The sequence below is a fragment of the Peribacillus sp. 05N428 genome, from assembly GCF_056397085.1.
The window spans coordinates 1-22,229 of sequence record NZ_JBFTMS010000041.1; the positions used below are offsets into that span (position 1 = coordinate 1).

The window sequence follows — 22,229 nt, forward strand, 5'->3', positions numbered from 1 at the left end:
TCCTGCGGGAGCAGCGGGACAGGTGAGACCCCACAGGCGTTTACGCCGAGGAGGCTCACCGCCCGCCCCGCGGAAAGCGAGCATCTGGAGGGGAAATCAACCACACCGCACTACTTGGTAAATAGCAACAAAGTATGCGAAAACAGCCTATAAATAAGAAACACCTATGAAAAGCTGACTGCATATGCACTCAGCTTTTTTGTGTTTAGGAAAATGCACAGAAATAATTTCGTACATTTACAGCAGCTACATGTTAGGTTAACAATGTTGGTTTATATTTAGAGTATTCCAATACATTCTCAGGAGGAAGCTATTGAAGAAAATACTTTGTAAAAAGGTGTTAGTTATCTCGATCGGGACAGTGATTGCCTTTGGGAATTTAACGTGGTCCATGTCACAAGCTTCTAAGCTGGCGAAACAGAGAGAGATTGAAACTTTTGAACAAAAGACAGTAACATCTTCAGGGTGGGAAATGGCGGAATAAGCAAAATGGCCAATAATTTTTTTCTCGATTTGCAACAAAGAAAAAGAAAAATGTATTGGATAATGAAACGTTGTTAATGATCAGCTGCTTGAAAATATAGAAGTACATTAAAAATGATAAAACTGCAATGGAGGTTCCATACACATGATGTAATGTGTGATTGGGCCTCCATTTAAATTTTTTTGTTTTAATGTCAGCACTTTTCATTTATCCGTCTGTCGGAGCAAGCGTGATTACATGGGTTCGGGAGAAGTATTCTGAGACAATTTGGAAAAAACTTGCAAATAGTAATGATTACGTTTTATTATTAGAGAGTGTTTTTTACATGGGAGGTAATGCAGAATGGCTCGGTAATCGCCGATTCAGCCGAGTATGTACGCATGCCGCCAAACAGCATTTCGTCCATGGCTAGATTATCGCCTTTATACCACCTTGAAAGGGTTGTTGCTCCTGTGCTTGTTCCATCCATCACCATCATGATGACGTTGGTTGGTTCTTTTTTCTTGTCTTTAGCCTGGACATCTTCCTTCATTGTTGAAATACCAAGTGATGATATGGCCACCGCACCCGCTAAAGTAATTCCTGCTACCTTTTTGCTCATTTTCCCCAAAATGCATACCTCCAAAAATATGATTACTTTTAGGATAAATGTAGTATATTAAGAAATTACTTCAAGTAAGTTAAGAAAGGTTTTATCTGTAAATTTTGTTTGAAGAATAGAGTGAACGTTAAAAAAAGCAGAAGTCTATAAGACTCTGCCTTTTTAGGATGGTTTTTACCTTTGGAAAAATTCAATCCACTCTTTTTCCGGTCCATATACGTAGAAATAGCGATAACCATTCGGAAGGGTGACGATCTCTTCATCAATCAGTTCGGTGTTATCCAAGCTTTTGATCCGGTCATATTCTTCTTCGATATCATCCACGGTAATGGCAAAATGGTGGATCGTTGCTTCGGAGGGAAGTGTGTCGCTATATCCCTGAATCAATTCTATTTCTGTTTCGTCCGACTCTTCGTAACCGAGGAATGCCAGTTCGATCACTCCATTAGTATGAGTCATGCGTGCCTTTAATTTTAAATCCAGCACATCTTGATAAAAGGCGATGGATTTTTCAAGATCTTTTACAACAACGCCAATGTGATCGACCCTTTTTACAGCCAAGAAATCTTCCTCCTTCATTAAATCCGTATGCAACTTGCTAATAGTAGTATATATAAGATTATTCGGAATTAAATTACTTTTTTATAGCCGTTTTTAGATAATTTTTAAAATGATGTTAATAAAGGGAAAGTATTGGTGAATAATGAAAAATGACAAATGGCTTATGGGATAATACTTTTCTTCCATAGAATCTCTTGATAGATTCTTTCTTGGAAAGAAATGTATTCATCATTTTCCAGGGCAAAAATTTGTTTCTAAATGGAATAGTCGATATACTATGGAAACAACTCCATTATTAATGGATAGGAGAGGAGAGGAGAGGTTGTATGGGAAAAATTCGTGAAGGTGAAGTTTTCACTCTTACTGATGACAGTGATGAAGGCCATGAAGTTGAGGTTTTAGGTTCATTGGATGTAGAAGGAACGGAATATGTTGCAGTAGGCTTGCTTGAAGATATTGAAGAGGATACGGATGAAGATATCGATATTTTCTTTTTCAGGGTCGAAGGCGAAGGTGAACTGCTCGATATCGAATCGGATGAAGAATTCGAAAAGGTATCATTGGCGTTTGAAGTGGCATTTGAAGCGAAAGAATGACAAGATAAAAGACGGCACAATGTGTGCCGCCTTTTTTATATGTATAAGGAAAGTATCGGCCCCGCCTTCGCCAAATACCATGATAGCCACGCGTGCTATCCAGCCTTACTTAAGTATAGGGTTGTATTATTGATAGGACGTGTACTCCATATGAAGATTTTGTTAATAAACGGAGTTTTTTCCATATCAAAGGCATAGGATAAAAAAGTGGAGGTGATGGGATGGCCGTTGTAAAGCACACTGATGCCGATATTGCCTTATTGGCAAGATTGCTTAGGGCGGAAGGCGAGGGTGAAGGTGATCAAGGCATGCTGATGATCGGTAATGTAGGGGTCAATCGGATTAGGTCGAATTGTTCCGATTTCAAAGGGTTGAGGACGATTCCAGACATGATTTATCAGGAGCATGCCTTTGAGGCTGTACAGAAGGGGTATTTTTATCAGCGGGCAAGAGACAGGGAAAAGAGGCTTGCACGCCGTAGCGTAAGCGGCGAAAGGCTATGGCCTTCGAAATTTAGCCTATGGTACTTCAGGCCACCGGGAGATTGCCCTGCAACCTGGTATAACCAGCCCCTTGTTGGGCGTTTCAAGCTCCATTGCTTTTATGAACCAACAGGTACAGAATGTCCCAATATTTATAATACATTTTAAGGAAATGGCTGAACCTTATGGGGGTTTGGCCTCTTTGTGCATCAATCCTTAACTTGGAAAAAACATATGATAAAACTGGCAAATGATTTACTGATACTGTAAAATTGAGACTGTAAATTTCCGGATAAGAAAGGAATAAAAAATTGATGAGTAAAAGGCTTATTGATTATGGACAAGGGCAAATGGGAGAACAGCCGGAGGATAGTACCGAGAAATTCAAGTCTTTCATGGAGAACAACCCGGACGCCATTTCCATTGTTGATCTGGAAGGAAAGACCCTTCAGGTGAATGCAGCTTTTGAAGAGTTTTTCGGATGGACGAATGAGGAGCTCATTGGCATGCCGTTTCCAATTATTCCTGATTTCTTGAAGGAGTCAGTCAATGAATTGCATGACCAAATTAAGGCAGGGGTACAAAAGAAAGGCTTTGAAACGGTCAGGTTAAGGAAGGATGGCCAGTTAATCGATGTAAGCATCTCCCTGTTTAATATCCGCGATAATGAAAATGAGCCGTGCGCATTGGTTTTCGTTTATCGGGATATTACGAATCAAAAACTTGCTGAAGCTGCCTTGAAGGAAAGTGAACAAAGGTATCGCAGTTTAGTGGAGGTGTCACCTGAAGCGATTTTTGTACATCGCAATGGGATCATCGAGTATATGAATCCCATGGGGGCAAAAATGCTTGGGATGGATAGTGTGGAAGATATTATCGGTAAATCGGTTTTTCATTTCGTCCACCTGGAGTCCCGGGAAAGTGTACAAAGAAGAATCGAAATCATGAGGGACGATCATCAGGCGGTTGGTTTACTGGAACAAAAGTTCATTCGGCTTGACGGACAAGAATTTTATGGAGAAACACTCGGTCTTCCGATTATTTATAAAGGGCAACCAGCCATACAGGTATTCTGTAGGGATATTACGGAGCGTAAAAAGACCGAAGAGCTGCTCTGTAAATCCAATATGTTATCGGCGGTAGGACAGATGGCTGCAGGCATCGCACATGAAATAAGAAATCCATTAACTACGGTCAAAGGGTTTTTGCAATTATTAAGGGAAGACCCTGAGCAAAAGGACTATCTTGAAATGACGGTCAGTGAAGTTGAAAAAATCGAAATCCTGGCCAATGAGTTTTTAAGTTTAGCAGAGCCTGAAGCGAAGGTTTGTGAACTCATTCAGCTTAACGAGATATTGGACAGTGTGATTACGTTAGCCGAGTTTCAAGCGATATTGAATGATGTCGAAATCATCAAGGAATATAATACGGATTCGGCATCTGTCTTTGGCGAACCGAATCAGTTAAAACAAGTATTCACGAATGTCGTCAATAATGCGATAGAAGCCATGCCGAATGGCGGCAAACTTCATATACAGTTAAACCATGAAGGTGAATCTGCGATGATCCGGTTCATTGATCAAGGCTGCGGAATCTCAAATGAGCGCATGAAGCATCTAGGGCAGCCTTTTTATAGCACATCTGAAAAAGGAACAGGGTTTGGGCTCATGGTTAGCACCAAAATCATCCATGAACATAATGGGGAAATTCATTTCACTAGCGAAGTGGGAGAAGGGACGATTGTAGATATCAGTCTCCCTATCAATGAAAGTTCACAATGAAAAGTGACGAGAAGCCATGCTCTCGTCACTTTTTGGTTCATAGTTTAACGATCGTCCTGCCTCTTGCTTCCCCTTTTAATAGGGTAGGAAGGACGTCAGGCAATTCTTTAAGTGTAATTTCCTGTTGAACGAGCTGTTCCAAATCCTCTAGTTTAAAGTCGGTGGCAAGGCGATGCCAAACTTTCAATCTTGTATTCATCGGGCAATTGACCGAATCGATCCCAAGTAGATTAACACCTCTTAGGATGAATGGAAAGACGGTGGCAGGAAGGCTTGTCCCAGCTGTCAATCCACTGACCGCCACAGCTCCGCCATACTTGATTTGGCTAAGGACCGAAGCTAACGGTTCACCGCCGACGGGATCTACCGCCCCGCTCCACTTCTGTTTGCCCAGAGCCCGCAGCTTGCCATCATATACATCTTCACGCGATACAATGGTCGACGCACCGATTGCCTTCAAATATCCATGTTCCGATTCCTTTCCAGTACTCGCCTCAACGGAATAGCCAAGTTTGGAAAGGATCGAGACGGCAAAACTGCCGACCCCGCCAGTTGCACCAGTGACAAGAACGCTCCCTTGCCCAGGTGTGAGGTTATTTTCTTCCAGCCGCAGTACCGATAGTGCTGCAGTGAAACCGGCCGTTCCGATGATCATCGCCTCTTTCATTGTAAGGCCATCAGGAAGCGGGACGATCCACTCTGCAGGAACACGGGCAAATTGACTATAGCCCCCTGATTGGGAAACGCCAATTCCGTAGGAGGTCGCAATGACTTCGTCTCCTTCTTTAAAGCGGGAATCCTCAGATGAAACGACAACACCAGCCATATCAATTCCCGGAACGATCGGATAGCTGCTGACAATGTTTCCATTTGGAATGGCTGCAAGGCTGTCTTTATAGTTCACACCGGAATAATGAACACGGATGAGCACTTCGCCTTGAGGTAGATCATCAAGTGATAGCTGCTGAATGTTAACGGTGAATTGATCATCTTGCTTGTTCACGACTAATGCATCAAATTGCTGTATCATGGTTCGTTCCCCCTTATAATAATGAATCTACCCCATTATAAAATAAAAAATAGAGGAATGTATAATGATACAATTCGAAATAAGTAGCGCTTCCTTTTCTTTCTGCTTCTAAAAATGGTACTATTAGATTTGATTCAGTTCATATTAAAGGAGATGTTTAACATGGCTAAAAAAGGATACATACTTATGGAAAATGGAGAAAAAATCGAATTCGACCTTTTCCCGAACGAAGCACCTAACACAGTGGCTAACTTCGAAAACTTGGCAAACACAGGATTTTATAATGGCGTAGTCTTTCACCGTGTAATCCCTGGTTTCGTAAGCCAAGGCGGAGATCCAACAGGTACAGGCGCAGGCGGAAGCGGCACACAAATCAAATGTGAAACAGAAGGAAACCCTCATAAACATGAGGCAGGCAGCCTATCTATGGCACATGCTGGAAAAGATACAGGCTCAAGCCAATTCTTTATCGTGCATGAACCACAACCGCATCTTAACGGTGTTCACACAGTATTCGGTAAAGTGACTTCTGGACTTGAAACAGCCAAAGCTATGAAAAATGGCGACAAAATGGAAAAAGTCGAAGTTTTTGACGCTGAATGATGGAAGCGAAAAGAGGGGGCATTATGCTCCCTCTTTCTTTTTGCGCTGTTCATGAGCGAAGACAGGGAAATATAGAGTCATTTTGGCGTCATGCTTTCAGTGAAACGATATTTGACCTCTGTCAAGGTTTCTGAAATATCCCATAATCTTTTCGACGTTTCGTCATTATATAAGGTGTCGATGATCTCGTCTTTTCTGGGAAAGCCTTTTCTGCCCTTCTTTCCATCGGGTCCGATATACTCCCCGCCTGTCAATGCAGGTTCCGTTGCGGCATAAAGGGTAGGCAATGCCCCCATACTAGCCGGCTGCGTGATGGTTTTGGAAAGAAAGTGCACGAATCTATTTATGGGTTTGCCAGAACCGCGTGACATGAGATTAGTATGGGAAAGGCCCGGATGACAGGCAACACTGATCGGGGTTGCGCCATGCTGGTTGAATTTATTCTGTAATTCGCGGGCGAAGAGTAGATTGGCCAGCTTGCTTTGCCCATAGTATTTCATTGGTTTATAACCGTTTTCACCATTTAGATTTTCGAAGTCTATATATCCATTGATGGCGGCCAAGCTGCTCAATGTGACCACACGCGATTTTGGCGTAGAAAGGATACGCGGAAGAAGGAGGCCTGTCAAAGCAAAATGACCGAGGTGATTGCTGCCGAATTGCAGCTCGAAGCCATCCTTCGTCCTACTGTAGGGCGGAATCATCACACCTGCGTTATTGATGAGGACGGAGAGAGATTCATAGTTTTCCTGAAAGGAAGCGGCAAAATGCCGAATGCTGCTCAAGTCACTTAAATCCAGCTCCATCACACGTACATTTGCCTTTGGATGGACCGATAAGATTCTATCGACCGCCTTTTCACCCTTTGAAGCATTCCGGACCGCAAGGATAATCTCTGCCCCCTTACCGGCCAGAGCAAAAGCCGTTTCGAAGCCAAGCCCGCTATTTGCACCAGTAATCACAATGGTTTGCCCCGATACATCTGCCATTTCTTCGCCATTCCACTTTTCAACCATCCAATCACACCTTTCCACACAGTCTTTACCTATCATATACCCAAATGATTCCTATATGTCACATTCTGTGCGGGGAACGATGTGCTGTCGTCTATTTTTTTAAAAGATTAGCCGCCATTATATAATCCAATATATTTTTCATGATCAGAATGACGGTTACGATGATAAATAATACTCTTACATATGCCACCCCTTTCTTAATGGCAAATTTAGAACCGGCCAACGCTCCTGCTATCATGGAGATCCCCATTGGAATTCCATAGGAAAAGTTGACGGTATCAAGGAATATGAACATGATCAGTGCCGCCAAATTACTTCCGAAGTTCAAAAATTTGGCATTTCCTGCAGAGTTCAAAAAATCAAAGCCAATCATTAAAAAGGCAAACAAAATGAAGGATCCCGTTCCAGCGCCCAAAAAGCCATCATAAAAACCAATGGCAAATATAGCGAACGCAAATAGTCCGGCCTTTTGCCATGTGAGTGTATGGTAAGTCGATTTCTGGCCCCAGTCCTTTTTAAAAAAGGTATAAATGGCAATAGCTATTAATAGAACCAAGATCATTGGCTTTAATAATTCAGGCGAGACGAAATTGACAATCCAAGCTCCTAGCAGGGAACCTATGAAAATCAATGGAAAAAGTTTTAAAACCAATTTGAAATCAACCTTACCTGAGCGAATGAATGCAATGGTGCTTGTTAAGGACCCCATGGAACTTGCTAACTTATTCGTAGCGATCGCTGCTGACGGGGAAAGTCCTGAAAATAATAAAGCGGGTATCGAAATAAGGCCGCCGCCGCCGACCACGGAATCAATGAATGCTGCCAAAAATCCGAAAAACATCAGCAGCAAAAGTGTTGAAATTTGTATATCTTCCATCCAAGAAGCCTCCGTATCAATGGCATTATGGCTGAAATGCTTGTTTTGCTGGAGCCATAATCCACGCGTTCATATTAGTCACTATTTAGATAGTAACTAATATGAACCATTCTGTAAATAAGAATATTTGAGCCATACTGTTTGAAATCGAATAGATTTCGATAAGAGATTTGGTATGATAGGCATATAACTTACCAAAGCACTAGGAGGTACTATGCAAGATATCATTCAAAAACTACAGTCTCTCGGGTTTAGTCAATATGAAGCAAAGGCTTATGTTTCTTTGGTTCGCCAAGGCCCAACCAGTGCCTATCAAGTAAGCAAGGAGTCAGGAATTCCAAGGGCCCGTATCTATGAAATATTAAATGGACTGCAAGAAGAAGGAATCGTCTTAAAAGAGGAAATCAATGACTCGATAAAATATTCACCGCTGCCAGTCGATGTTTTTTTGGAATCGGTTCAGTCAAAATGGAACAATACCTATCAATCCATCAGCCATACATTAAAGCAATTCGAGAAAAACGAACCGATGTCCGACAATCGTGTAATGACGCTTAAAGGTGAAGGGCACATCCTATCCTTCTGCCGTACCTTGATTCAAAAAGCCGAGAAAAGGGTGGTGGTTTCCCTATGGGACGAGATGTATGGAAAACTTGAACAAGAGCTAATAGGGGTCGCTGCGCATTGCACGCTCAAGGGGATTGCATTTCAGGTTGAAAACCCATTATCGGGTATAGATATACATCGCCAAACAAGCTATGTGGAAAATATCGGGGAAAACAAATGGTTCATCTTATCCATTGATGGCAAGGAGACGATTTACGGCCCTTCGCCCGAAACGAGAGAAACGGCGTTCTACACAGATGATCCCATTCATATCAATTTTCTCGAAAATTACATTTGGCATGATATCCTCGTTAACCGCTTGGTTAAAAAGGATGAAGAAGATGCCGAGAAATGGATTTCAAGTGAAAGAGACCGTTTTTTCTCCCTATAAGATTTGAAAAAAAGCTGATAACCCCATATGCAGGGGATATCAGCTTTTTTATTTTTGTACCAGAGTCATTCGGATAAAAGGGTTTTAGGAAATTTAATGGCCGTGGGCAAGCTGGATTGATCTCGATAAGACCTGTAAGACACAATCGTATGATTATGCGCTTGAACATCCAACTGGAGAACCTGTGAGCTTTTCATTTCCAAATAGTACGTAACGTCTTCTATTTGTAAATGATAAAAGGAAAAAGGTATCCCTAAAAGGTCTTTCCTGATTAGTTTTGTTTCGGGCTGATTGATGATATGCTCACTCAATTCCGCTATCGTAACAGAAGTTGTTCCTGTAATGGCTGTTATTTTTTCTTTTGCATAATCGACTGCATGACCGACAGTGACGGCAATGTTCTTCAAGATTCCGTTCATGGGTGCATCTCCTTTGGAATTAGGCTATGTATGTAGTATTAGACGCGGCTAATGGTTTATGCAAAAAAATCCGCAATGATGATATAGAATCGTTACTTTATGAACATGATTAAGAAGTGTGCAACAAAATCAATAAAAGGGCAAACAAGAAAGGATAGAAGGTCAAAATATGAGGAATAAAAAAATATTTATGGGCCTGCTTTTCATCGCAATCCTCGCTTTTTCAGCCGTGTTCATTCAGTTGAATATGGATGTCGATTCCAGAGCGGAAAAAGGGAAAGACGACGATGCAGCTAATCATGAGAGAATAGAGAAATTACTGAATAAAATGACGCTTGAAGAAAAAATCGGACAGCTTATGATGGTCGGTTTCAAGGGGACTGAAAAGAGCGATGAAATTACGGAGCTCATCGAACAAAAACATATAGGAGGCGTCATTTATTTTGACCGGAATATGAAATCACCTAAACAAGTGGCCAGGTTATCCAACTCGCTTCAGCAAACGGCCAATCAAAGTGCACATTCGCTTCCGTTGATGGTGGCCATCGATCAGGAAGGCGGGGACATCATCAGGATGAAGGAAAGGGTATCGCCCCTCCCTGCGCAACAGGATCTTGGAAAAAATGCCTCTATTGAAGACATGTACAAGGTGGCCAAATTGAATGGGACAGAACTGGGCTCCATGGGGATTAACATTAATTTTGCCCCTGTACTTGATCTATCGAAAACGGATAAACGTTCATTTGGGCAAGATCCGGAAAAGGTCTATCAATACGGAAAGAAAGCCATTCAAGGCTTGAATGATGTATCGATAACTGGTGCATTGAAGCACTTTCCTGGAAACGGACGCAGCGAAATCGATCCGCATGTCGAAACATCTTCCGTGGAGGCAAACCAACTTGATCTGGAAAATTCGGATATCTATCCCTTCAAGCAAATCATAAGTGAAATGGATAACCAAAAGTTTTTCGTGATGGTGACCCACATTAAATATCCAGCCTATGATAAAGAAAAACCAGCAAGCCTTTCTAAAATCATCATAGAAGACCTGCTTCGGGGGAAACTCAAATATGAGGGACTTGTCGTTACCGACGATTTGGAAATGGGGGCTGTGAACAAGTATTTCTCCTATGATGAGATGGGGAAGCAGGCAATCCTCGCAGGAGCCGACTTATTACTTGTCTGTCATGAATATTCCCATGAGCTTGAGGTATATAACGGTTTACTGCAAGCAGTAAAAGCAGGGGAAGTCCCAATGGATAGAATTAACGAGTCAGTGAAAAGAGTGCTGACATATAAACTTAACAACATGAAGCAAACGAAAGCTGACCCGGATCAAGCGGAAAAAGTCGTGAAAAATCCCGAAAGCATAAAGTACATCGAAAGCCTGAGCGAGGATGAATAAAAGCGAAACCGCTCTCTCGAAAGGATGCTTTGTTTAAATCAGCTGATAGAGGGAATACTATTTAGGACTAACTTGAAGGAGGAAACTACATGCCATCAAACAAAATGCTTGGAACCGTCCTGATAGGAGCAGCCGCATTTTTAATGCGCAATAAGAAAACCCGTGAAAAAACCATGGGTCAAATAAGATCCCTAGCCACACCAGAAACCATTGACAAGGTGAAGAGCCAATTCCAATCAATAACCAAAACAAAATCAAGTAACCCATCCGTACGTTAAGGTGAAATAGCCCCATTAAGTTAATCTTAATGGGGCTTTTTTTATGGTTTAATGAATTCATCATGCCGGTAAAAGGAAAAGCACTCGTTTCTTTCGAAGACCATGGACAGGCATTCAAAAAGTACAAGTGCTTTCATGAAGGATCTATGATCATTCAGCTTCTTCTTCGCCGTCATTTTCTTTATTGAACCAAAGCGGATCCTCATTATCGACTTCACCATTATAATTAATCAGGATTTCCTCTCCTGCTTTTATGTCGGTGTAAGCAAAGAAATCAAACGTATGATTCTTGAAGTTTATGTCATACGTAGCGTTGGGTGTATAAGAATGATTAAACAGCATGCCATAGCCTAAAAGCATGGCAGTATGGTTAATTCCATATTCAAACGCATAATCAGCCAGCAATGTCTTCTCAATGAAAACATGCTCCTCGTTCGGATATGCAATGACAGGTGCCTCATGCAAAAGCTCACCTTTTTTAATATCTCGTGTTGCGAATACGCCTCTATTGAACTCGCCATCACTGAGTGTGGAAGTTTTAACTTCAATCATGTTCGTCACCTACTTGTTCTATTCAATATAGTCCAGATCATCTAAGCTTGACAGTTAATAAGAAGAAAAGCAACTATTTTACGGAATTAATCATTTTTAGTAAACGACTCAGTTTGTTTTTATTGAGGCCCCGCCTGTACCGTAGGACGGAATTCTTCACATCAAGGACGAAAAAAGGGAACGAACGGCCGAAATGATCCTCGGAAGGTAGACCGATACATAAGAAAAAAAACCTCCGCTAGAAGGGAAGCTAGGGAGGTGTTTGATATATGGGTAAATCTGTTAATTCACACCGACAGCTGTAAAGGCATTTTTGACAGCCGTGACTTCTGCACTGCTTGAACCGTATAAATCAGAGGCCGATTGTATGACGGCCGCTCTGGCTTGTGAAAAAGTAGACGACGAAGTTAAATATGTTGTGTTTGCCCGATAAAAGATGGTTCCTAGTTTATCGATGCCGATTCCGGATACACTCACGCCATGGTGGGTTCCGCCTGCAGAGATTAAATAAGCTGCCTTATTAATGATTCCGCTGTTCGTGTGGACTCCGCCATTATCACCCGTTCCTGTATAACGGTTCGAATAATGGTCAGGGTCCCCATTCAATGTTGGATTAGCCATCGAGCGGAGTGCATCACCGGAAATGTTAGGTGTGTAAATATCTTCCCCGACCAAATAATCGGCTTTGGCACTTTGATTCTTAAATTCTACGACAGTGCCAAAAATATCAGATATCGCTTCATTCAAAGCACCGGATTCATATTGATAGGTAAGGTTCGATTCCGAGGAAGTGACGGCATGCGTCAATTCATGCGCAACGACATCGAGCCCGCCGGACAATGGGATGAACGTCGTGCCATCTCCATCACCGTAAACCATTTGGGTGCCATCCCAAAAAGCATTATTGTATCTTGAGCCATAATGGACGGTTGATTTCAGGATGGTTCCATTACCATCATAGGAGTTCCGGCCAAATGTGGATTTGTAATAATCATAGGTTTTACCCGCATAATAATGGGCATCCACCGCAGCTTTATCGGCAGAAGCAGTAAAAGCATTTGTTGTGTTGGAAAAGAGTGTACCAGGCAATCTTGAACGGTTATTGGCGTTATACGTGTAGATGCCTTTACCGCGTGTATTGTCTTGTAAGTAGTATTGACCGTTGGATAAGGTAGTGTTCAGCGACACCGTATTGTTTAAGACGCCAGTGCCCGTTCCGACGGAGTTGGTCCCCGTCACTTCATCCAATGTATTATATTTATTCAGGATTTTACCCGTTTTGACTGAAATGAAATAATTATGATTTCCTGGTTCCGGACTTAAGAATTTCAAATTGACTTTATATACATAATCGGCCTTGCCTTCATTTGCGTATACATATAGGTCGGATTCAGGTGATTGCTCGTAGGCAGGTGTGAACCCCAGATCCGCTTCAGCTATTTTGATAGCTTCGGATTCACTGATGCCTTTTTTAGCCTTTTTCCCTAATTTCGTGTTTAGATTGGCTTCAACCGTACCGGACACGACGGTCAATACACCTTTAGCGTCAATCAATACGGCTTGTGTGGAATTCCATACTGGTACGCCTTTATAGGTTTGTTGCAATTTAAGGACGGTATTGCCCAGTTCATCCTTGCTTTCTTTCTCGATCGTGAAGGAGTCCTTCGCCTTTTGCTTTTCTAGCTTGTAAGACTTTTTGTTTTCATCAAAAAAGGTAAGAATAATATCTTCTGCCGTTTGCTTTGAGGGGTCCGTAAGCTTCCCAGACTTGTACTCTAGCGAATCCCTATGCTTATTGTACTTTTCAACACTTAACACATTTTTTGCCGCTAAAGCTTCTTGATGGGGAATAGCAGAAAATAATAGACCGATTGATAGTGCAGTTCCTAAAAATACCTTACCTTTCATAACACTCAACTCCTTCATGAGAATACCTCATTTTTACATCGTTTCATAATTATTATCAAATGGAGAAAACTCGCAAAAAATATGACATTTAAAGGAATAAAATGGAGAAAAATGGATTTTAATAGAAATATTCTCTGAATATATTCTTTTAGTAATATTTGGAATGTATTTAAATTAAACCAAATGAATAAATGTGCAAAAAAACATGGCATAATGTGCAAAAAAACATGGCATAATGTGCAAAGAAATTTGTCTATTGAAGGCATTTTTTTGGATAATCTGTTGAATATTGCGCTTTGTAAATTTGGCATGAAAATTGCATATATTCAGAAAAGGAATTCGGATTGTAAATTAGGTCTATTTGAGAGTCTATGAAATAGGAAAATTTATTAAATGATTTCCCCATATATGAAAGCGCTTATATAGAAAGGGATGAAAAATTATGATACCAAAACAAGAAAATGACATCTTGCATCCTCCAAAGCAAGAAGAACAAGGATTAAAGCGCGGATTGAAGTCCCGTCATTTAACGATGATTTCCATTGGCGGGGCTATTGGTACCGGGCTGTTCCTCAGCAGCGGGGCAGCCATTCATACAGCTGGGCCAGGCGGGGCATTACTTGCTTATGCCTTAGTTGGGGCAATGGTGTACTTTGTGATGACGAGCTTAGGGGAATTGGCAGCCTTTATGCCGACAAGCGGCTCTTTCAGCACCTATGGATCGAAATTCGTCGATCCGGCATTTGGTTTTGCCTTGGGATGGACGTATTGGTTCAATTGGTCGATGACGATAGCCGCAGAGTTGGCAGCCTCGACAATGATCATGAAATTCTGGTTTCCGAATAGTCCATCATTGTTATGGAGTTCATCATTCTTGGTGCTCATTTTCCTATTGAACTATTTATCCGTTAAAGGATATGGTGAAGGGGAATACTGGTTTTCCTTCATAAAAGTAACCGCCATCGTTATTTTTATTATCGTCGGGCTGCTAATGATCGTCGGCATTATGGGCGGCGAAGCGGTAGGCTTTAAAAACTTCACCGTCGATGACGCTCCTTTCCCGGGCGGGTTCATGGGTGTCTTCATCGTTTTCATAGCGGCTGGCTTTTCTTTTCAAGGTACCGAAATTGTCGGTGTGGCTGCCGGGGAAAGTGAAGATCCTGCACGGAATATACCGAAGGCCATTAAAAGTGTCTTCTGGAGGATCTTGCTCTTTTACGTATTGGCAATCTTCGTAATTGGACTGCTTATCCCTTATACGAACTCGAGTTTGCAAGGTGATAACGTCATGGTAAGCCCATTCACGCTCATTTTTGAAAAAGCTGGAGTGGCCTTTGCCGCTTCGCTTATGAATGCCGTCATTTTAACAGCGGTATTATCTGCTGGTAACTCTAGTCTATATGCATCTACGCGTATGCTATATTCAATGGCAAAAGATGGGCAAGCACCGCGTATTTTTGCAAAACTTAATAAACGCGGCGTACCGGTTGCAGGCATGATTTTGACATGCTCCATCGGCATGCTGGCCTTTTTAGCCTCAATATTCGGCGATGGTAAAGTGTATATTTGGTTAATGAATGCCATTGGAATTACAGGATTCATCTTTTGGCTCGGCATTTCCATCAGCCATTACCGTTTCCGGAAAGCGTTCATCGCTCAAGGCCATTCATTGGAAAAGCTGCCATATAAGGCATTATGGTTCCCGATTGGACCGATCTTTGCCATTTTAATCGGCATGATCGTCATCCTGTCCCAAAATATCCAAGCCTTTTTCTCAGACCATATCGATTGGGGCAGTGTTGTAGCTGCATACCTGGGAATCCCGCTTTTCCTTGGTCTATGGCTTGGCTATAAATTTGTAAGAAAAACTAAATTCGTTAAACTTGATGAAGTCGAATTTGACTTTGACAAAAAATATGAATGAACAAGCTTAAAGTAAAAGCAGCCGGACAATGCAGTTTTAAATTGTCCGGCTTTTACTTGTTTTCTATAGGCTCATTATCAAAAGCCAGGAAGCTGATTCCTGGCTTTTTATTTTTATTAAATGGAAATTTATACAAATGTTATGGGAGGTGTTATATGATAATCGTAAACTCGGCTTTATTGCATGTACAGAACGACTGGAGGGCTTTTACTATTTTCAAGGGAAAGGGAAGGTGCACGGCTGATGACCTTATTGACTCATTTAAAAGTATTGGACTTTTCAACGTTACTGCCAGGCCCATTTGCCACTTTGATGCTAGCTGATTTAGGAGCGGATGTTTTGAAGGTGGAGAGGCCGGGGACAAAGGATTCATGGGGTGTAAACCAATATCTTAACAGATCGAAGAAGTCGATCACATTGGATTTAAAACAATCCGAGTCTATCGAATCCGTAAGAAACCTAGTGACGGAATACGATATCGTCATTGAACAATTCCGTCCAGGTGTCATGGAACGTCTGGGACTGGGGTATGAGGCATTAAAATCGATCAACCCGAAGCTGATTTACTGTTCCATCACGGGCTACGGCCAGACTGGCCCCTATAAAGACCGACCGGGACATGATATCAATTATATTTCGATTGCTGGCTTATCAGGCTATTCCGGTACAAAAAAGGACGGCCCGGCAAAAAACGGAACCCAAATAGCAGATCTTGCCGGAGGCTCACTGCATGCTGTCATCGGAATATTATCTGCAGTCATTCACAGGGAAAGAACAGGATTCGGCCAAGCCATCGACATCAGCATGACCGACTGCAGTTTTGCCTTGAATGCCATATCCGCACCTCTGAATTTACAAAGGGGCCTTGAACTTGAACCAGAAAAACTGATGCTGAACGGAGGGTCTTTTTATGACTTTTACGAAACGAAAGATGGACGCTATTTTTCGGTAGGCAGCCTTGAGCCCCCTTTTCGAAAAGCATTATGTGAAGCGATCGGTGCACCCGATTTATATGAGCTGAGCATGAAAAGCGATGAAGAAAGCGGAATCAGGTTTAAAACGGCCGTCCGGCTGGCTTTCCGCGAGAGAGATTTTCAGGAATGGCAGGAGATATTCGCTGAATTCGAGGCCTGCGCAGAACCAGTGCTGACCTTCACCGAGGCGGCCGAGCATCCCCAATTGAAGGAGAGGGGAATGATCGTCGAGGTACCTGACGGAAAAGGGAATGTCCAGAGGCAAATCGCCTGCCCGATCAAAACATCGGTTTTCACCCCTGAATATAAACATGCAGGCTTGGAGCCAGGACAAAACAACGCAGAAATCCTTCGCACCCCCAATCGCTAAATAAAATTGTAAAGGCTATCGCTTATCCGGTTTTTTTTGGAAGGTGATAGCCTGTTTTTTTTGAATGCCGGAAAAAGGAGGGGGAGGGTCGATATGATCGTTCGAAGTTCGAAGGAAGGAGAACAATTATCCTCTTATCATTTGTGGAAAGCAACATATTCCCACTGTGAAAATTTACTAGTTATAACCAGTGTGGGCAGGGTATCAGAGTAGCATCCTGGTAAGGAAATCGCTGGTAAGGAGGGTTAGTTAAATATGTTTGGTCTCTCTGATATCATTAAATTTCTATTTTCCTTTTTTTTGATCATGCCGATCGTTACACTGATACATTTGAGCGGGCATATTTTCTTTGTTACGATCTTTGGGGGATCAGAAAAGAAGATCTTGATCGGGTGTGGTAATAAGCTTTTCGCCTTTCGGAACATAGAAGTGAGGAAATATTATTTTTGGAATGGTACTTGCGAGTTCAAGGGATTGAAACATGATAATCGATTGACGAATACCATGATCTATTTAGGGGGGTCTATCTTTAATTTGATCAGCATGCTGATCATATATAGCTTAGTGTATCAGAATATCCTGGACAGCTCGGTAATCTGGTATCAATTTATCTATTTTTCTTTTTATATTATGTTTTTCTCCCTGTTTCCGATGTATTTCTCGGACGGATCGCCTAGTGATGGGAAGGCTGCGGAATTAGCCTTGAGGAATAAGCTGGAAGATAGGGTGACGGATGATATATTCGTGAAGAAAATGGAGGATGAAGATGATAGCTGCAAGTAAAAAGGGAACGTGCAGATGGCCGTTCTTTTTTTTTTGCACTGAAAAAAGGCATCTGTATACATCCCAAAAGGTTGTATCAGATGCCCGATGAATTAATGGTTAAAATGGATATTCGCGATAGTGTGTTTGAAGGGAAATCCATTTCGTAACAGTGAATTCTTCGACAATCCATGGGCTTCCAAATCTGCCTAAACCACTCATTTTGTTCCCGCCGAATGGTATGTTCGTTCCATCATTAACGGTTTGATCATTGATGTGTGTCATTCCGCTGTCGATTTGTAACCCTAAGCGTTCGCCCTTTTCCAGATCAGAAGTGAAGATAGCCGAACTTAAACCATAAATGGTGTCATTGGCGATATCAATGGCTTCTTCATCCGTTTCTGTTCGAATGATGGACACGACAGGAGAAAACATTTCTGTTTGTGCGATTTTATCCGAGTTCTGTACATCCCGGAAAATAGTTGGTGTCAGCACATTGCCAATGCGTTTTCCCTCAAGTGCAACATTGACCCCGGCAGCTTTAGTTTCCTCGATGATTTGTTGTACTTTTTCTAGTTGACGCTCGTTGACAAGTGGTCCAATGATTGTTTTAGGATCTAATTGGTCACCAAATGGAAGAGCTTTTGCACGTTCAACGAATTTTGCAGTAAAGTCTTCGTAAAGGTCTTTATGCACGATTATGCGGTTAATGCACATGCAAATCTGTCCTTGGTGAATGTACTTCCCGAAGATTGCAGCATCAACGGCACGGTCCACATCTGCATCAGATAATACAATGAAAGGATTATTACCGCCGAGCTCCAGCGCAACTCGTTTTAGGTTTTTCCCTGCAATGGCCCCGATGTGCTGTCCTACAGGAGTAGAGCCTGTGAAGCTGATTAATTTAGGAATCGGGTTTGTCAGCATGCCATCACCGATTTCTTCCAGGTCAGTAAGGATCATATTAAAGACCCCTTTTGGAAGACCGGCATATTCAAATGCTGCAGCGATGATGATTCCTCCAGTAAATCCAACTTGAACGTCCGGTTTATGAACGACTGCATTTCCTAATGCAATGGCTGGTGCGATGGTTCTCATTGACAAGTTCATCGGAAAGTTAAACGGAGATATTGAAGAGATAACTCCTAGTGGCAGACGATGTATATGATTGACTTTATGCTCTATAGCTGACGGAACCTCATGCATTTGATATATTTCATCCACCATGTTAGTAGATTCTTCGACTATTTCCATAGTAAGCTGAAATTCAACGTTTGCTTTAATAAGCGATCCGCCTGTTTCACGGGAAATCATTTCAACGATTTCATTCCGGTTTTCCTGCAGGAATTCACCAACTTTAAGCAGGACCTGACGACGTTTTTCGGCTGATGTTTTTGCCCAACCTTTTTGAGCATTCTTTGCTATTTCAAATGATTCTTCGAGCTGTTTTGATGTAGCCAAGCTCACATTTGAAATCACGGCATTATTGTATGGGTTTAAAATATTATATCTGCGTTGACTTAAGCCTTCCATCCATTCCCCATTGATGAAGCTTTTGTTTAGATCCTTGAATTTCTCCATTTTGAACACCCCTTTATGTTGTAAACAAATATATTTTACTGCTGTTTGTATCATATTTAAAATATCTATATAATTAAGTTTATATACGATATACATATATATCAGAGGTGCCAATATGGATATTAGACAATTACGATATTTTCTCATTCTTGCAGAAGAAGGCCAGGTTTCCCGTGCAGCCAAAAAGTTGAATATGTCACAGCCGCCATTAAGCCAGCAGCTCCGCCTTATGGAAGAAGAATTAGGGACTACTTTACTTGAGCGAAAAAGGAACGGTAAAAGTATGGAGTTGACCGAAGCTGGGAGGGTACTTTACGAGAAGGCTAAGGATATGCTGCAATATTTCGAGGACTCCTTGCTCGAAGTGAAGGAAACGGGTGAGGGAATTAAAGGTACACTTTCAGTAGGTTCCGTACTTGCGTATATGTCTTATTTACCTGATAAAATTAATAGTTTCAAGAAAAAATATCCTTCAGTTTCCTTTAAAATATTCGCAGGAGATCCATATGAAATAAGTAATTATTTGGAGAATCAGGATATCGAACTTGCCATTGTTCATTTACCTGTCGAGATGAAGGGTCTTTCCAGTTTGAACTTAGGACAAGTGCCCAATGTTTTTGTTGTACCTGAGGATTGGGACAGCTTCACTTCGAAGGATAGGGTTCATTTAAAGGATATTGAAAACATCCCATTGCTTTTAGTGCATAGGGAAAAAGGACCAGGTATTTACGAGGAAATTATCGAGGAATTTAAAAAGCGGGAAATACAGCTAAATATTTTATGCGAATGCCATGATGTAAATGTTCTGCTCTCTCTGGTTGCAGCTGGAGTTGGGGCGAGTATTGTTCCAAAATCAGCTGTTTCACCCCATATTATAAAAGGAGTGAAAGTGCTGGATATTATCGATTCTTCAATTCAATCGAATATAGCCTTGGTTTTTAGACAAGATCGTTATCTTTCCAAAACGGCAAAACATTTTATTGAGTTGTTTTGAAGAAAAGCTAGGCCTTCCTAATGCCTAGCTTTTACTTTACATTTAAGGATGAATCATTCCCATACTTCTTTTGCTACATCAACGACGAATTTCAGTTTTTCCCATTGCTGTGCTTCGGTTAGCTTGTTGCCGTGATGTGTGGAGGCGAAGCCGCATTGAGGGCTTAAGCATAATTGTTCGAGCGGAACGAAGTGCGATGCTTCTTTAATGCGTGCCTTAACAGCTTCCTTGTCCTCGATTTCCCCATTTTTTGAAGTGACGACACCCAGTACGACCCGTGCACCGCCATTTGGAATGTATTCCAATGGTTTGAAATCCCCTGAGCGTTGATCATCATATTCCAAGAAGAATCCATCCACTTTTTCTTTTGCCAATAAAGTTGGGGCGATACGGGCATAGCTTCCTTCAAACGCCCATGTCGACTGGTAGTTTCCGCGACATAGGTGGGTAGTGACGATAAGGTCTTCTGGTTTGCCTTCCAATGCGCCATTAATGACCCGAAGTGCAAGATCAATTAATTGTTCCCTCGTATATTTTCCATCCTTGAACTGGAAATCCGGAGCTGAAAGTCTGGCAATATATACATCATCCAATTGAAGATAACGCACACCTGCTTCATAAAAGGCTTTCAAAGCATGCTGATAGGCTTTGATGATATCATTTGCATAGTCTTCGATATCAGGGTAGACGTCTTCATTATGAATGCCTGCAGCAAATAATTGATTCGGACTGGGGATGGTTTGCTTGGCAACGGCACGTCCGTTCACTATTTTGTTCAATTCAATGAAATCACGAATGAAGGGATGTTCAGGGTTGAATGAAACCTTCCCGGTATTGCGAACATTATATCTCTCTGTTTCCACACCATCGAATGTGAGGCCTTTTTCAGTTACATATCCCTCGATGCCATTTAAATGTTCGAGGAAGTCAAAGTGCCACCATGTTCGTCTGAACTCACCGTCCGTAACGGCCTCTAAACCAACTTCAATTTGTTTATCGACGATCCGTTTGATTTCTTCAGTTTCAATTTCACGAAGCCGCTCAGCTGAAATGGTACCTTCCTTAAAGTCCTTTCTGGCAATATGTAAACGTTCCGGTCTTAATAAACTTCCGACGTGGTCCGCCCTGAATGGTGCTTTCGTTAATGTGATTGACATGTTGATTCCTTCTTTCCTTTTAAAAATAAAAAACCTCTCCTTAAAAATAAGAAGAGGTGTTGGCAACAAAGCTATATACTCTTCTTATCTTCAAGTTTTTACACTTCTGGAATTAGCACAGTACAAGATCAGTCTGTTGCTGAGGCATCAAAGGGCCAGTCCCTCCACCTCTCTGGATAAGAGTTGTCTATTAAATTAACTATGACTATACAGGTAGTTTTTATGAAGGTCAAGGGGTGGAGCTGGAATATTTCGAATATACCGTTTATTAATCTGGGCTGAAATGTTAACGGCATCAGGGAATCCGGCATATGCTTTGAGTGGGGAGGGGATGCAAGGATGAGTCCATTCAAAAATGGCATACCGATTACGGTAACTGAAGCCATGATAGAGAGAATCATAAGAATGAAATCATCTGGTCAGGATATTAAAGTCGAGATTACGCCAAGGCATATTGTGCTTTCCGGAATGATGGAAGTGAAAAAAATGATGTTTAAGAAAAACGTGGCTTTCCGGATTACATTAAAACCGGTTCATGTGGAAAAAAGAACGATTTCATTTGAATTAGTGGAAATGGAACCCGTTGACAGGAATTTCATCAACCAAAGGATATTTAACAGACCGCCATTTTTTGAATATGAAAAAAGAGCAATCAAAATGAATGTTAATGCTTGGAGCATCGTGAGGAAAATTCCGATTGGCACAATTAAATCGTATGAACTCGCCGAAGGTGCATTGAAAATGAATCTTTCTATATGATTTAAGGGGATATTTTACATATATCCTTAGCCGTAACCTATAAAGGGTTTGCCAGGTATGATAGTGTTAAGATGACATGGTTCATGAAAAAAATGTGTTTGATAAATCAAGCTCTTTA

23 protein-coding genes and 1 riboswitch are annotated in these 22,229 nt (G+C 41.6%); of the genes, 13 read left to right on the forward strand and 10 right to left on the reverse strand.

Annotated features, from left to right (window positions below; translation table 11 throughout):
• The first annotated feature begins 313 nt into the window (after nt 1-313).
• The gene (locus AC1DIV_RS24445) at nt 314-484 is read left to right on the forward strand and encodes a hypothetical protein (RefSeq protein ID WP_156500230.1); all 171 of its coding nucleotides are present in this window, start codon (nt 314-316) and stop codon (nt 482-484) included.
• A 307-nt stretch (nt 485-791) separates the two neighbouring features.
• Here AC1DIV_RS24445 and AC1DIV_RS24450 read toward each other — a convergent pair whose 3' ends face one another.
• Together AC1DIV_RS24450 and AC1DIV_RS24455 are read right to left on the reverse strand one after the other, a co-directional pair.
• Nucleotides 792-1,094, reverse strand: coding sequence for a hypothetical protein (locus AC1DIV_RS24450; protein WP_477577587.1), 303 nt, complete (start codon nt 1,092-1,094; stop codon nt 792-794).
• Nucleotides 1,095-1,259: 165 nt separating this feature from the next.
• Complete coding sequence (locus AC1DIV_RS24455; protein WP_055348503.1) at nt 1,260-1,646, reverse strand: VOC family protein; 387 nt, start codon at nt 1,644-1,646, stop codon at nt 1,260-1,262.
• A gap of 326 nt (nt 1,647-1,972) precedes the next feature.
• Between AC1DIV_RS24455 and AC1DIV_RS24460 the strand changes: the two genes are divergently transcribed.
• The 3 genes from AC1DIV_RS24460 (at nt 1,973) to AC1DIV_RS24470 (ending at nt 4,505) form a co-directional block, all read left to right on the forward strand.
• Entirely contained in the window at nt 1,973-2,242 is a 270-nt protein-coding gene (locus AC1DIV_RS24460) for a DUF1292 domain-containing protein (protein ID WP_477577589.1), read from the forward strand.
• A gap of 221 nt (nt 2,243-2,463) precedes the next feature.
• Entirely contained in the window at nt 2,464-2,892 is a 429-nt protein-coding gene (locus tag AC1DIV_RS24465; protein WP_034310408.1) for a cell wall hydrolase, read from the forward strand.
• 146 nt (nt 2,893-3,038) lie between these two features.
• Nucleotides 3,039-4,505, forward strand: a complete 1,467-nt coding sequence (locus tag AC1DIV_RS24470) for a PAS domain-containing sensor histidine kinase (RefSeq protein WP_477577591.1) — start codon at nt 3,039-3,041, stop codon at nt 4,503-4,505.
• Nucleotides 4,506-4,542: 37 nt separating this feature from the next.
• On the opposite strand, the gene AC1DIV_RS24475 is transcribed toward AC1DIV_RS24470, so the two are convergent.
• On the reverse strand, nt 4,543-5,535 hold the full coding sequence (locus tag AC1DIV_RS24475) for an NADPH:quinone oxidoreductase family protein (protein ID WP_477577593.1): 993 nt from the start codon (nt 5,533-5,535) through the stop codon (nt 4,543-4,545).
• A 162-nt stretch (nt 5,536-5,697) separates the two neighbouring features.
• On the opposite strand from AC1DIV_RS24475, the gene AC1DIV_RS24480 reads away from it, so the two are divergent.
• A complete protein-coding gene (locus AC1DIV_RS24480) occupies nt 5,698-6,138 on the forward strand; it encodes a peptidylprolyl isomerase (RefSeq protein WP_034310415.1) in 441 nt (146 codons plus the stop codon).
• 77 nt (nt 6,139-6,215) lie between these two features.
• On the opposite strand, the gene AC1DIV_RS24485 is transcribed toward AC1DIV_RS24480, so the two are convergent.
• On the reverse strand, nt 6,216-7,154 hold the full coding sequence (locus tag AC1DIV_RS24485; protein WP_477577595.1) for an oxidoreductase: 939 nt from the start codon (nt 7,152-7,154) through the stop codon (nt 6,216-6,218).
• A 91-nt stretch (nt 7,155-7,245) separates the two neighbouring features.
• A complete protein-coding gene (locus AC1DIV_RS24490; RefSeq protein ID WP_477577597.1) occupies nt 7,246-8,031 on the reverse strand; it encodes a TSUP family transporter in 786 nt (261 codons plus the stop codon).
• 214 nt (nt 8,032-8,245) lie between these two features.
• Between AC1DIV_RS24490 and AC1DIV_RS24495 the strand changes: the two genes are divergently transcribed.
• Nucleotides 8,246-9,028, forward strand: a complete 783-nt coding sequence (locus tag AC1DIV_RS24495; RefSeq protein WP_275731433.1) for a TrmB family transcriptional regulator — start codon at nt 8,246-8,248, stop codon at nt 9,026-9,028.
• A gap of 65 nt (nt 9,029-9,093) precedes the next feature.
• Here the strand turns inward: AC1DIV_RS24495 and AC1DIV_RS24500 are convergent, their stop codons facing one another.
• The gene (locus tag AC1DIV_RS24500; RefSeq protein ID WP_477577599.1) at nt 9,094-9,447 is read right to left on the reverse strand and encodes a hypothetical protein; all 354 of its coding nucleotides are present in this window, start codon (nt 9,445-9,447) and stop codon (nt 9,094-9,096) included.
• Between the two features lie 169 nt (nt 9,448-9,616).
• Between AC1DIV_RS24500 and nagZ the strand changes: the two genes are divergently transcribed.
• A complete protein-coding gene (nagZ, locus tag AC1DIV_RS24505; protein ID WP_477577601.1) occupies nt 9,617-10,852 on the forward strand; it encodes a beta-N-acetylhexosaminidase in 1,236 nt (411 codons plus the stop codon).
• 89 nt (nt 10,853-10,941) lie between these two features.
• Complete coding sequence (locus AC1DIV_RS24510; protein WP_063234131.1) at nt 10,942-11,130, forward strand: hypothetical protein; 189 nt, start codon at nt 10,942-10,944, stop codon at nt 11,128-11,130.
• A 150-nt stretch (nt 11,131-11,280) separates the two neighbouring features.
• Here AC1DIV_RS24510 and AC1DIV_RS24515 read toward each other — a convergent pair whose 3' ends face one another.
• Complete coding sequence (locus tag AC1DIV_RS24515) at nt 11,281-11,682, reverse strand: SET domain-containing protein (RefSeq protein ID WP_063595898.1); 402 nt, start codon at nt 11,680-11,682, stop codon at nt 11,281-11,283.
• 282 nt (nt 11,683-11,964) lie between these two features.
• Nucleotides 11,965-13,590, reverse strand: coding sequence for a M4 family metallopeptidase (locus AC1DIV_RS24520; RefSeq protein WP_063595899.1), 1,626 nt, complete (start codon nt 13,588-13,590; stop codon nt 11,965-11,967).
• Between the two features lie 442 nt (nt 13,591-14,032).
• Here AC1DIV_RS24520 and AC1DIV_RS24525 point away from each other — a divergent pair, with 442 nt between their 5' ends.
• The 3 genes from AC1DIV_RS24525 (at nt 14,033) to AC1DIV_RS24535 (ending at nt 17,641) form a co-directional block, all read left to right on the forward strand.
• Nucleotides 14,033-15,514, forward strand: a complete 1,482-nt coding sequence (locus tag AC1DIV_RS24525) for an amino acid permease (protein WP_048683255.1) — start codon at nt 14,033-14,035, stop codon at nt 15,512-15,514.
• A 243-nt stretch (nt 15,515-15,757) separates the two neighbouring features.
• The gene (locus AC1DIV_RS24530; protein ID WP_477577603.1) at nt 15,758-16,858 is read left to right on the forward strand and encodes a CaiB/BaiF CoA transferase family protein; all 1,101 of its coding nucleotides are present in this window, start codon (nt 15,758-15,760) and stop codon (nt 16,856-16,858) included.
• A gap of 255 nt (nt 16,859-17,113) precedes the next feature.
• Entirely contained in the window at nt 17,114-17,641 is a 528-nt protein-coding gene (locus tag AC1DIV_RS24535) for a hypothetical protein (RefSeq protein WP_477577605.1), read from the forward strand.
• Nucleotides 17,642-17,740: 99 nt separating this feature from the next.
• Here the strand turns inward: AC1DIV_RS24535 and AC1DIV_RS24540 are convergent, their stop codons facing one another.
• Nucleotides 17,741-19,201, reverse strand: a complete 1,461-nt coding sequence (locus tag AC1DIV_RS24540) for an aldehyde dehydrogenase family protein (RefSeq protein ID WP_202186970.1) — start codon at nt 19,199-19,201, stop codon at nt 17,741-17,743.
• Between the two features lie 115 nt (nt 19,202-19,316).
• Between AC1DIV_RS24540 and AC1DIV_RS24545 the strand changes: the two genes are divergently transcribed.
• Nucleotides 19,317-20,195, forward strand: coding sequence for a LysR family transcriptional regulator (locus AC1DIV_RS24545; protein WP_421163252.1), 879 nt, complete (start codon nt 19,317-19,319; stop codon nt 20,193-20,195).
• A 53-nt stretch (nt 20,196-20,248) separates the two neighbouring features.
• Here the strand turns inward: AC1DIV_RS24545 and AC1DIV_RS24550 are convergent, their stop codons facing one another.
• Nucleotides 20,249-21,352: a 5-methyltetrahydropteroyltriglutamate--homocysteine S-methyltransferase gene (locus AC1DIV_RS24550; RefSeq protein ID WP_340877909.1), complete on the reverse strand. Its 1,104-nt coding sequence runs from the start codon at nt 21,350-21,352 to the stop codon at nt 20,249-20,251.
• A gap of 81 nt (nt 21,353-21,433) precedes the next feature.
• A riboswitch (SAM riboswitch) is annotated at nt 21,434-21,535 on the reverse strand.
• A 156-nt stretch (nt 21,536-21,691) separates the two neighbouring features.
• Between AC1DIV_RS24550 and AC1DIV_RS24555 the strand changes: the two genes are divergently transcribed.
• Complete coding sequence (locus tag AC1DIV_RS24555) at nt 21,692-22,111, forward strand: hypothetical protein (RefSeq protein ID WP_477577607.1); 420 nt, start codon at nt 21,692-21,694, stop codon at nt 22,109-22,111.
• The last annotated feature ends 118 nt before the right edge of the window (nt 22,112-22,229 follow it).